The 11607-nt window shown below is 73.1% G+C and carries 11 protein-coding genes; 9 read left to right on the top strand and 2 right to left on the bottom strand.

Annotated features, from left to right (window positions below; all coding sequences use genetic code 11):
• Window positions 1-14: 14 nt before the first annotated feature.
• The 9 genes from ACH35V_RS39325 (at window position 15) to ACH35V_RS39285 (ending at window position 9954) form a co-directional block, all read left to right on the top strand.
• Complete coding sequence (locus tag ACH35V_RS39325) at window positions 15-1088, top strand: DUF3616 domain-containing protein (protein ID WP_395979976.1); 1074 nt, start codon at window positions 15-17, stop codon at window positions 1086-1088.
• A 66-nt stretch (window positions 1089-1154) separates the two neighbouring features.
• Window positions 1155-2342 carry an acyl-CoA dehydrogenase family protein gene (locus ACH35V_RS39320; protein ID WP_395979975.1) on the top strand — a complete coding sequence of 396 codons (1188 nt, stop codon included), beginning with the start codon at window positions 1155-1157 and terminating at the stop codon, window positions 2340-2342.
• Between the two features lie 165 nt (window positions 2343-2507).
• Complete coding sequence (locus ACH35V_RS39315; RefSeq protein ID WP_395979974.1) at window positions 2508-3047, top strand: FHA domain-containing protein; 540 nt, start codon at window positions 2508-2510, stop codon at window positions 3045-3047.
• Window positions 3048-3199: 152 nt separating this feature from the next.
• Window positions 3200-4432 (top strand): ROK family protein, encoded by a 1233-nt coding sequence (locus ACH35V_RS39310; protein ID WP_395979973.1) that lies wholly within the window; start codon window positions 3200-3202, stop codon window positions 4430-4432.
• 137 nt (window positions 4433-4569) lie between these two features.
• Window positions 4570-5895 (top strand): ABC transporter substrate-binding protein, encoded by a 1326-nt coding sequence (locus ACH35V_RS39305; RefSeq protein WP_395979972.1) that lies wholly within the window; start codon window positions 4570-4572, stop codon window positions 5893-5895.
• Between the two features lie 3 nt (window positions 5896-5898).
• On the top strand, window positions 5899-6879 hold the full coding sequence (locus ACH35V_RS39300; protein WP_395979971.1) for a carbohydrate ABC transporter permease: 981 nt from the start codon (window positions 5899-5901) through the stop codon (window positions 6877-6879).
• Window positions 6876-7706, top strand: a complete 831-nt coding sequence (locus ACH35V_RS39295) for a carbohydrate ABC transporter permease (RefSeq protein ID WP_395979970.1) — start codon at window positions 6876-6878, stop codon at window positions 7704-7706. Before ACH35V_RS39300 ends, ACH35V_RS39295 begins: the two co-directional genes overlap by 4 nt.
• On the top strand, window positions 7703-8959 hold the full coding sequence (locus ACH35V_RS39290) for a 6-phospho-beta-glucosidase (RefSeq protein WP_395979969.1): 1257 nt from the start codon (window positions 7703-7705) through the stop codon (window positions 8957-8959). Before ACH35V_RS39295 ends, ACH35V_RS39290 begins: the two co-directional genes overlap by 4 nt.
• Entirely contained in the window at window positions 8959-9954 is a 996-nt protein-coding gene (locus ACH35V_RS39285) for an N-acetylglucosamine kinase (RefSeq protein ID WP_395980033.1), read from the top strand. The genes ACH35V_RS39290 and ACH35V_RS39285 overlap by 1 nt, the downstream gene beginning before the upstream one ends.
• Window position 9955: 1 nt before the next feature.
• Here the strand turns inward: ACH35V_RS39285 and ACH35V_RS39280 are convergent, their stop codons facing one another.
• Together ACH35V_RS39280 and ACH35V_RS39275 are read right to left on the bottom strand one after the other, a co-directional pair.
• Window positions 9956-10396: an Lrp/AsnC family transcriptional regulator gene (locus tag ACH35V_RS39280; protein ID WP_395979968.1), complete on the bottom strand. Its 441-nt coding sequence runs from the start codon at window positions 10394-10396 to the stop codon at window positions 9956-9958.
• Window positions 10397-10454: 58 nt separating this feature from the next.
• Window positions 10455-11501: a LacI family DNA-binding transcriptional regulator gene (locus ACH35V_RS39275; protein WP_395979967.1), complete on the bottom strand. Its 1047-nt coding sequence runs from the start codon at window positions 11499-11501 to the stop codon at window positions 10455-10457.
• Window positions 11502-11607: the final 106 nt, after the last annotated feature.

Genomic DNA, 11607 nt, shown 5'->3' with positions numbered 1-11607 from the left:
GGGAGCATGCCCCAATGATCGTGGAACGCCGGGTCGAGCTGCGCTTCGCGCAGGAGAGCCGAGAGGCCGAGACGCACACCAACCTGTCCGCCGTCCGCCAGGACGGACGCTGCCTCTGGGTGGCGGGCGACGAGACCGCCACCATCGAGCGGCTGACCGCCACGCTGGACGGCGACGAGCGCGTCACCGCCTACGAGGGGCAGGCCACGGTCGCGCTCGCCGACCTCGTCCCGCTGCCGGCGGGCCCCGGCGAGGAGGCCGACATCGAGGGGCTGGCCCGCGCCAACGGCTGGCTGTGGGCGGTCGGCTCGCACAGCCTCAAGCGCAAGAAGGTCAAGGCGGGGCAGAGCGACGCGAAGGCGCGCAAGCGGCTGGGCACCGTCGTCCGCGAGGACAACCGCTTCATCCTCGTGCGGCTCCCCCTGGTCACCGGCGACGACGGGCTGCCCTCGGTCGTCCGCGAGGACGGCGGCCGCACCGCGGCCGTCCTCGGCCTCGACAAGGACTCCCTCACCGACCTGCTGCAGGACGACCCGCACCTCGCGCCGTTCCTGCCCATCCCCAGCAAGGACAACGGCATCGACATCGAGGGCGTCGCCGCGCACGGCGACCGCCTCTACATCGGGTTCCGCGGGCCGGTGCTGCGCGGCTGGGCGGTGCTGGTGGAGATCCGCCCCGGCGAGCACCCGCGCGACCCGCAGCGCCTGCGCGCGCTGCCGGTCGGCGACGGCGGCGAGCTCTACCGGACGCACTTCCTCGACCTGCGCGGCCTCGGCATCCGGGACCTGTGCCCGCACGGCGACGACCTGCTCGTCCTCACCGGGCCCAGCATGGACCTGGACGGGCCGGTGCGGGTCGTGCGGTGGCGGAACGCGGCGAAGGCCGACGCCGCCGAGATCGTCACCGCCGACGAGCTGGAGGTGGTGGGCGACCTCCCCTACGGCGACGGCGACGACCACGCCGAGGGCATCGCGGTCCTGGACGAGGGGCCGGGCACCCGCGTCCTGGTCGTCTACGACAGCCCGTCGCCGGAGCGGCTCACGGCGGACGGCGGCGTCCTCGCCGACGTGGTCACGCTCCCCGAGTAAGCGCTCGCTTTCGCCGTCTGCGAGGATGGTCCGCGTGACCGTCGGGAGCGCAGGGACGAGGCGAGCATGATCGAGTGGTCCGACGAAGACCTGATGATCCGGGACGCGGTGCGCGGCTGGATCGACGCGGAGGTCCGGCCGAACCTGGACGCGCTGGAGTCGGGCGAGCTGCCGCCGTACGACCTGCTCCGCGGCCTCTACAAGACGTTCGGCATGGACGAGCTGGCCCGCACGTCCTTCCGCGCCCGGACGGAGGGTGAAGCGGACGGGGCGCGGCCGCGCGGCGGGAACGCGGCGATGACGATGATCCCGGTGATCGAGCTGTGCAGGGTCGCGCCAGGACTGGTGTCGGCGATGGGCGTCGGCCTCGGCCTCGCCGCCGGGACGATCATGAAGCGCGGCACGCCGGAGCAGAAGGAGCGCTGGGCGCTGCCGCTGCTCACGATGGAGAAGATCGGCGCCTGGGCGATCACCGAGCCGAACTCGGGGTCGGACGCGTTCGGCGGCATGCAGTCCACCGCGAAGAAGGTCGGCGACGAGTACGTCATCAACGGCAGCAAGACCTTCATCACCAACGGGCCGTATGCCGACACCATCGTCTTCTACGCCAAACTCGACGACGGGAGCGATTCGCGCGACCGGGAGATCCTGACGTTCGTCCTGGACAAGGGCATGCCGGGGCTGGAGCAGAGCAGGCCGCTGCGGAAGATGGGCCTGCACTCCTCCCCCACCGGCGAGCTGTTCCTCGACGACGTCCGCGCGGGCGCCGACCGGCTCCTGGCGGCGGGCGAGGGCGGCGGCAAGGAGTCGGCGAAGCAGAACTTCGTCACCGAGCGCGCCGGCGTCGCCGCGATGGCCCTCGGCGTCATCGAGGAATGCCTGCACCTGTCGGTCGAGTACGCCAGGACGCGCGAGCTGTGGGGCCAGAAGATCGGCGACTTCCAGCTCATCCAGCTCAAGCTCGCCAAGATGGAGGTCGCGCGGCTCAACGTCCAGAACCTGGTGTTCCGGCACATCGAGATGCAGCGCGCCGGACGCGCCCCCACCCTCGCCGAGGCGTCGGCGATGAAGCTGTACTCGGCGCAGGCCGCCAGCGAGGTGGCGCAGGAGGCCGTGCAGTTGTTCGGCGGCAACGGCTACATGAGCGAGTACCGCGTCGAGCAGCTCGCCCGCGACGCGAAATCGTTCCAGATCTACGCCGGGACGGACGAGATCCAGGTCACCCACATCGCCCGCGACCTGCTGTCCCGCTGAGCCCTCGGAGCCCCCGCTGGGACGGCCTCTGCGCGGTGAACGCGGCGCGAACTTTCGCGGCGGTCGCGGCATCGAAATGGGGGAGGGCGGGTGAAGGTCTGGCGCCCGTCCTCGCCCGAAGGCCATTTCTGGACAGCCGACGATGGGGACTGGATACTCACAGCTATGGACGGTCAGCCCTCATTCCCGGTGAGAGCGTCCGACATGGAACGGGACCGTGTGCTGCGCGTCCTCAGCGACCGCGTGGCCGAGGGCCGGATGTCGAACGAGACGTTCGAGCGCCGCGTCGACCAGGTGCTCCAGGCCCGCAGCCAGGCCGAACTGGCCGACATCGTGCACGACCTGCCGCCCGGCAACCGCGTCCTCAACCGGCTGACCGGCATCGTGTCCTCGGTGTCGCAGGTGACCGCGCGGATCGAGGCGGCCTGGCGGGCGCCGCGGCTGCCGCGGTTCATGCTGCCCCCGGGCGAACTGAAGCGCATCGTCGTCGGCCGCGCCCCCGGCTGCCAGTTCATCCTCACCGACCTGACCGTCTCGCGGTTCCACGCCGAGATCTACCGCGCCGACGAGGGCTGGATGATCTCCGACCTCGGCTCGATGAACGGCACCCGCGTGAACGGGTGGCGGCTGACCGGCCCGGCCCGCGTCCGGCCCGGCGACGAGGTCGGCTTCGGCAACTCCAGCTTCATCGTCACCGCGCCCTGAGCGCTCCCCCGCCGCTCCCCCGACGCCCCCGTCCGCCATGCCGCGAAAGTCCGGGTTCGGCCCAGGTCTTGACGTGATCGTTAAGAGTCCTTACTTTCTCCTCCAAGTTAGGAAACCTTCTTAACGCGAGACCTCAACGCGGAGGCGCCGCCGTGTCCACGCCCGTCCCCGGGACGCCCAGCCTGCTGCGGGCGATCAACGACCGCGCGGCGCTGGAGGCGCTGCTGGACCGGGGCCCGCTGACCCGGCCGCAGATCTCCGACCTCACCGGCATCTCCAAGCCGACCGCCTCGCAGCTGCTCGCGCGGCTGGAGGAGGCCGGGCTCGTCGTCCGGGACGGCATCCGGGAGGGCATGCCCGGACGCACCGCCGAGCTGTACCGGATCAACGGGTCCGCCGCGCACGTGGCGGGCGCCGACGTCACCCCGGCGCGGATCCGGGTCAGCGTCGCCGACCTGGCCGGGACGGTCGTCGGGGAGCACACGCTGCCGACGCCCGACCGCACCGGCGTGGACGTCGTCGCCCGCATGGCCGCCGCGCTCGACGGCGCCGCCGCCGCGGCGGGGCTGGCCCGCGGCCGGCTCGGCCTCGCCGTCATCGGCATCCAGGGCGCCGTCGACCCGGCGACCGGGCGGCTCGGGTACGCCTCCCACATCCCCGGCTGGCACATCCCGGACCTGGTCGCGACGCTGAGCGACGGGCTCGGCGTGCGGATCGCGATCGAGAACGACGTGAACCTCGCCGCGCTCGCCGAGCGCGCCGACGGGCAGGCCGCCGGGGCGGGCGACTTCGTGCTGCTGTGGGTCGCCGACGGCGTCGGCATGGCCGTCGTGCTGAACGGCGCGCTGCACCGCGGCGCGACGGGCGGCGCGGGCGAGATCGGCTACATGCCCGCGGTCGGCGCCCCGCTGATGCGGGACGTGCGCCGCACCCACACCGGCGGCGTGCACAGCCTCACCGGCGGCGCGGCCGTGCTGAAGCTGATGCGCGAGCACGGGTTCCGCGGCCGCGACGCCGCCACCGCGCTCGGCCGCGTCGCCGCCGACGTCGGCACCGCGGCGGCGGAGGGGACGCGCACCGCGTCCGACGCGGGGGCCCGCGCCGAACGGGCCCTCACCGAGCTGGCGAGCCGGCTCGGCGTCACCCTGGCCACCGTCGTGGCGATCGTCGACCCGGGGCTCGTCGTCCTCACCGGCGACGTGCTCCTCGCCGGCGGGGAACCGCTCCGCGCGCGCGTCGAACAGCACCTGCACAGCCTGACGATCCCGCGCCCCGAGGTGCGGCTCAGCACCGTCCAGGGCAACCCGGTCCTGGCCGGGGCGCTGCAGCAGGCGCTCCGGGAGACCCGAGACGAGGTCTTCTCCAGCACCGTCCCCCTCCCCTGACCCAGCCCGCCGCCCCCCGCCCCTGACTCCCCGACCGCCCCCGAGCCCCGCGTCCACCAGCCCATCCACGACCGGCATCACTCCCCCGCACCCGGACGGCCGCGGACCGCCGTCCCACCCCCTGAAGGAGAACCGGAGTGCCCACCACAACGACACGCCGCGCCGCCGCGGCCCTGGCCGCCGCGGCGCTCGGCCTCACCGCCGCCTGCACCGCCGGCGGCGACGGGTCCGGCGAGGGCCCGAAGTCCGACGAGAAGCAGACCATCGAGGTCTGGCACGGCTGGAGCGCCGCGCACGAGGTGAAGGCCTTCCAGGACGCCGTCGCCGGCTTCAACAAGGCCCACCCCAACATCACCGTGAAGCTCGTTAGCGGCGTCACCGACGAGCGCATCACCAACGCGATCCGGGGCGGGAACCCGCCGGACGTGGTGTCGTCCTTCACCACCGACAGCGTCGGGCAGTGGTGCAAGAGCGGCGCCTGGCAGAACCTCAAGCCCTACATCGACAAGTCCAAGGTCGACCTGAACATGTTCCCGCCTGCGGTGCGGAAGTACACCGAGTACCAGGGCGTCCGGTGCGCGATGCCGCTGCTGGCCGACGCCTACGGGCTCTACTACAACAAGGACCTGATGAAGGGCGAGCAGCCGCCCAAGACGATGAGCGAGCTGACCGCGCTGGCCAAGAAGCTCACCGTCCGCGACCCGGACGGGACCATCAAGGTCGCCGGGTTCATGCCGTCCGCGCAGTACTACGAGCACCAGGTGCAGCACCTCGCCCCGCCGTTCGGGGTGAAGTGGCTGACCGACGACGGCAAGGCCAACTTCTCCAAGGACCCCGCCTTCCAGGCGTACCTGAAGTGGAACAAGGAGCTCCTCGACTGGTACGGCTACGACAACGTCAAGAAGTTCCTGCGCTCGCTGGGCCAGGAGTTCGAGGCGGCCAACCCCTTCCAGAAGGGGAAGGTGGCGATGGCCGTCGACGGTGAGTGGCGCACCAAGTTCATCGAGAAGGAGGCGCCCAAGCTCAACTACGACACCGCGGCCTCCCCCGTCGCCGACGACAAGCTGGCGACGTACGGGAGCGGCTTCATCGCCGGCACCGTCATCGGGATCCCGCGCGGCGCCAAGCACGCCCAGGCGAGCTGGGAGTTCGTCCGCCACCTCACCACCGACACCGGCGCGCTGGTGACGCTGTCGAACGGGCTCGGCAACGTGCCGTCCACGATCCCGGCGCTGTCGTCGACCGACCTGAAGCTGACGCCGCAGTTCAAGACGTTCCTGGACGTGTTCAAGCACCCCGCCAGCACCACCACGCCGCCGACGCCGAACGGCAACGACTACATCGTGCGGTTCCAGAAGTTCGTCCAGGACGACTGGGAGACCGGGAAGGTCAAGGACCTCGGCCCGGCGCTCACCAGGCTCGACGGCGAGGTCGACGACGCGCTGAAGCTCGCCGGAGGCTGACCTGTGGCACTCGGTTCACTGCGCCCGCCGTTCACCGGCGGGGCGCGGACCGGGACGGCGGCGGCGCGGGCGCGCCGCCGCCGTCGGCTCCGCACCCTGGCGTTCCTGTCCCCCTGGCTGGTCGGGATCGCGCTGTTCTTCGGCTACCCGCTGGCGGCGACCGTCTACTTCTCCTTCACGCGCTACAACCTGTTCACGCTGGAGTACGTCGGCTGGGACAACTACGCCTACCTGCTGGACGACGGCCAGGCGTGGACGGCGATGCGGAACACGCTGTGGCTGGTGGCGGTGCTCGTCCCGCTGCGGCTGCTGTTCGGCCTGGGCGTCGCGCAGCTCCTCACCAAGATCAAGGCCGGCGGGGGCGTGCTGCGCTCGATCTTCTACCTGCCGTACCTGATCCCGCCGGTGTCGGCGACGGTCGCGTTCGTGTTCCTGATGAACCCCGGCACCGGCCCGTTCCCGACGATCCTCGACAAGCTCGGGATCACGCTGCCCGACTTCTTCAACGAGGCCGCCTGGGCCAAGCCGGGCCTGACGCTCCTCGGCCTCTGGGCCGTCGGCGACATCATGATCATCATGCTGGCGGCGCTGCTGAACGTGCCGCGGTCGCTGTACGAGGCCGCCGCGATCGACGGCGCCGGGGCCTGGTCCCGGTTCCGGCACATCACGCTGCCGACCGTCTCGCCGGTGCTGGCGTTCTGCGCCGTCACCGGCGTCATCGAGACGCTGCAGTACTTCACGCAGGCGATGGTGGCGGGGAAGGTCGCGTCCGGGCGCGCCGACCTGCCCGGCACCCAGTACCAGCCCGGCTACCCGGGCGACTCCACGCTCACCTTCCCGCAATGGCTGTATGACCAGGGGTTCCGGCAGTTCAACATGGGCTACGCGAGCGTCCTGGCGCTGGTGATGTTCGTCATCGCGATGGTGTTCACGCTGTTCCTGCTGCGCCAGTTCAAGGCGTTCGCGGGCGAGGAGGCCGCATGAGGCCCGGGGGGAGGACGCGGCGGGCGCTGATGTGGGTCGCCGTGCACGCCACCGCCGTCGCCGTCGCGCTGATGTTCCTCGCGCCGCTGGTGTTCATCGCGCTGACCGCCGTGATGAGCGACCGGCAGGCGCTCAGCGCCGACCTGTGGCCGAGGGATTGGCAGTTCGGGAACTTCGTGGACGTGTTCAGCGGCGACATGGTCCGCTGGACGATCAACAGCACGATCTACGCGGGCCTGTCCACGGTGTTCATGCTGGTGTCGAGCGTCCCGGTGGCGTACGCGCTGGCCCGGTTCCGGTTCCGCGGCCGCAACTTCGCGCTGGTCGTGGTGATCTCGGCGATGATGCTGCCGCCGCAGGTCACGATGGTGCCGCTGTACATCGTGTGGGCCCGCCTCGACCTGACCGGCACGCTATGGCCGCTGATCATCCCGCAGCTGTTCGGGGACGCGTTCTCCATCTTCCTGCTGCGCCAGTTCCTGGTGACGATCCCCCGCGAGTACGCCGACGCCGCCCGCGTGGACGGCTGCGGGGAGTTCCGCACGATGCTGCGGGTCATCCTGCCGATGGCGAAGCCGGCGCTGGCCGCGGTCGCGCTGTTCCAGTTCTTCTACTGCTGGAACGACTACTTCCGGCCGCTCGTCTACGCCGACCCCGACCACTGGACCCTCGCGATCGGCGTCGCGACGTTCCGGGCCGCGCACGAGGTCGAGTGGAACCTCACGATGGCGGCGACGCTGCTGACGATCCTGCCGGTGCTGGTCGTGTTCTTCCTCGCCCAGCGGGTGTTCATCCAGGGTGTGACCTTGACGGGAGTGAAGGGTTGAAGCTGACAGTCATCGGGGGTGGGTCGACCTACACCCCGGAGCTGGTCGACGGGCTGGCGCGCGCGCACGCGGCGCTGCCGGTGTCGGAGCTGGTGCTGCACGACCCGGACGCCGGGCGCCTCGGCCTCGTCGGCGGCGTCGCCGCGCGGATGCTGGCCCGCGCCGGCCATCCCGCGGCGGTGACGACGACCGGCGACCTCGACAAGGCGGTCGCGGACGCCTCGGTCGTGCTGCTGCAGCTGCGCGTCGGCGGCCAGGCCGCCCGGCACGTGGACGAGACGCTCCCGCTGGAGTGCGGCTGCGTCGGGCAGGAGACGACCGGCGCGGGCGGGCTCGCCAAGGCGCTGCGGACCGTCCCGGTCGTCCTGGACGTCGCCGCGCGCGTCGCCGAACTCGCCCCCAGCGCGTGGATCGTGGACTTCACCAACCCGGTCGGGATCGTCACCCGCGCCCTGCTGGACGCGGGACACCGCACGGTCGGGCTGTGCAACGTCGCGATCGGTTTCCAGCGCCGCGCCGCCAAGCTGCTGGACGTCCCGCCGGACCGGATCAGCCTCGGCCACGCCGGGCTCAACCACCTCACCTGGGTGCGGTCGGTGCTGCTGGACGGCCAGGAGGTCCTGCCGCGCCTCCTCGCCGACCACCCGGACGAGCTCGCGAAGATCTCCGGGCTGCCCGCCGGGTTCGTGCGCGGGCTCGGCGCCGTCCCGTCGTACTACCTGCGCTACTTCTACGAGCACGACCGGGTGGTCGAGGAGCAGCGCGGCGCGCCGTCGCGGGCCGAGCAGGTCGCCGCGCTCGAACGCGACCTGCTGGAGCTGTACGCCGACCCGTCCCTGGACACCAAGCCCGCCCGGCTGGACGAGCGTGGCGGCGCGTTCTACTCCGAGGCCGCCGTGCAGCTCGCCGTTTCGCTGCTGACGGGGCGCGGCGACGCGCAGGTGGTGAACGTCCGCAACAACGGCACGCTGCCGTTCCTGGACGACCAGGCGGTCGTGGAGGTCCCGGCGCGGATCACCGCGTCGGGGGCGGTGCCGCTGCCCGTCCCGCCGGTGCAGCCGCTGTTCGCCGGGCTGATCGCGCACGTGTCGGCCTACGAGGAGCTGGCGCTGGACGCGGCGCTGCGCGGCGGCGTCGACCGCGTCGCCGCGGCGCTGCTCGCGCACCCGCTGATCGGCCAGCACGACGTCGCCGACCGCCTCGCCCGCGACCTGGTGGCCGCCAACCGCGACCACCTCCCCTGGGCCGCGTGATGGCCGCTTCCGCGAACACGCCGGGGGGCGTGCTGGTCGCCGTCGACGGCGGCAACAGCAAGACCGACGCGGCCGTGGTCGGGGACGGCGGGGAGCTGCTCGCCACCGTCCGCGGCGACGGGTTCCGGCCCCAGGCCGAGGGCCTGGACACCGCGCTCGACGCGCTGTCGGCCGTGATCGACACGGCGCTGCGCCGCGCGGGCGCGCCGCCCGGCGAGGTCGCCCACCTCGCCGCCTACATGGCCAACGTGGACCTGCCGGGCGAGGAGGAGCGGCTGGAGAAGCTGCTGCTCAGCCGGGGCGCGGCGGCGAGCGTCGCGGTCGGCAACGACACGTTCGCGCTGCTGCGCAGCGCCGTCACCGCCGGCTGGGGCGTCGCCGTGGTGTGCGGCGCAGGGATCAACTGCGCGGGCGTCGGCCCGGACGGGCGCACCGCCAGGTTCCCGTCCCTCGGGCCCCACACCGGCGACTGGGGCGGCGGCGGCTCCCTCGGCCGCGCGGCGCTGTGGCACGGCATCCGCGGCGAGGACGGCCGCGGCCCCCGCACGGCGCTGACCGGCGCCGTCGCGGCCCATTTCGGCGTCGAGCGCGCCATCGACGTCGGGCTCGGCATCCATCTCGGCGAGTTCGACGAGGGGCGCCTCACCGCCCTCGCGCCCGTCCTGTTCGACGCCGCGGAGGCGGGCGACGAGGTGGCGCGGGAGGTGGTGGCGCGGCTCGCCGGGGAGGTCGCGGTGCTCGGCTCGGTGGCGCTGCGCCGGCTCGGGCTGCTGGACGAGCCCGCCGACGTCGTCCTCGGCGGCGGGATCCTCGCGGCGCGCCGTCCGCTGCTCATGGACGCCGTCGCCGCCCGCTACGCCGAACTCGCCCCGCACGCGCGGCTGCTCGTCCCCGAGGACCCGCCGCTGCTCGGCGCCGCGCTGCTCGCCCTCGACCACGTCACCGCCGCGCCCGCCGCCCACGAGACCCTCCGCGCCGCCTTCCGCGAACGCTGAGTCACAGCGGGGGGCGGCGCGCTTCCCACGGCGTGCTGAGGACGACCGTCGTGCGCGTCGCGACGTTCGCGGCGGCGCGGATCTTCTGCAGCAGGTCCTCGAGCTCGTTCGGGGACGCGACGCGCACCTTGAGGATGTAGCTCTCGTCCCCGGCCACCGAGTGGCACGCCTCGATCGCCTGGAGATGGGCCAGCCGGTCGGGCGCGTCGTCCGGCGCGGCCGGGTCGATCGGCTTGATCGAGATGAACGCGGTGAGCGGCAGCCCGATCTGCGTGCTGTCGAGCTGGGCGGCGAAGCCGGTGATGGCGCCGCGCTTCTGCAGCCGGCGCACGCGCTGGTGCACGGCCGACACCGAGAGGCCGGTCTCCTTGGCCAGGTCGGTGAAGCTCATCCGCCCGTCGCCGGCCAGCAACCCCAGGATCTGACGATCGATGTCCTCCACGCGGGAAATCTAGCGTGCCGGGGGCGGTGCCCGGGCCCGTCCGCGATCACGGATCGGCTCAATCGGCGGGGTGCGCGCGCGTCCGGCGGCGCTGGGCGCGCGGCGGGCCGCAGCTGCCGCGCACGACGAGTTCGGTCGGCAGCAGCACCGGCCCGCCGCGGCCGCGCCGGGCGGGCTCGCGCAGCGCCAGCTCGCAGGCGCGGTAGCCGATGTCGTGGCCGGGGCGGGCGACGGCGGTCAGCGGCGGGTCGCACAGCTCCGCCCACGCGACGTCGTCGACCATCGCGATGGACACGTCGGCGGGGACCCGCAGGTCCAGCTCGCGGGCCACGAGCACGGCGGCCTCGCCGAGCAGGTGGTCGGCGGCCAGGACGGCGGTGACGTCGGCGCGGCGCTGCAGCAGCCCGGCGGCGGCCGCGTAGGCGGCGTCGCGGGCCGGGCGGGCGGCGACGACCAGGTCCTCCTCGACGGGCACGCCGAGCTGGGCGAGGGTGGCGCGGAACGCGCGCTCCCGCACCCGGGGCGGGCCGCCGGGGACGGCGCCGAGGAACGCGATGCGGCGGTGCCCGAGCCCGGCGAGGTACTCGGTGACGGCCCGGACGCCGCCCGCGTCGTCGGCGAGGACGGACGGCACGTCCGGCAGCCCCGGCAGGACGCGGCCCGCGAACACGACGCTGGAGCACACCCGGGCGGCGCCGCGCCAGTCGGCCTCGTCTCCGGCGGGCATGGCGATGATGCCGTCCACCCGCTGCCCGGCGAGCCGCTCGACGATCTCGGCCTCGCGGGCGGGGTCGCCGTCGGCGGCGTCGGCGATGACGTGCTCGCCGAAGGTGCGGGCGCAGTCCAGCACGCCGGCGACCAGCGCGGCGCAGAAGGGGTCGGTGACGTCGGGGACGATCAGCCCGATGCCGCCGCTGCGCCGCAGCTTGAGGCCGCGGCCGAGGGCGCTCGGGCGGTAGTCGAGCGCGCGGGCGGCGGCGAGCACGCGGTCGCGGGTGGCGGCGCTGACCGAGCCCGTCCCGGAGAACACGCGCGACACGGTCGCGATGCCGACGCCCGCCGACGCCGCCACGTCCTTGATCGTCGCCGGCCGCCTGTCCGTCATGCCCGGATAGTCCCTTCAGGAGGTTTTAGATCATCTTCTCACGATCGTCCCTCCCCTGGAAACGTTTCCATGATGTTTACTCCAGCTACTGAACAAAACCCCTGCT

Origin of the sequence: Actinomadura sp. 1N219, assembly GCF_044326405.1 — a bacterium.
GTDB lineage: Bacteria > Actinomycetota > Actinomycetes > Streptosporangiales > Streptosporangiaceae > Spirillospora.
This window is presented reverse-complemented; position numbering and strand designations above follow the sequence as displayed.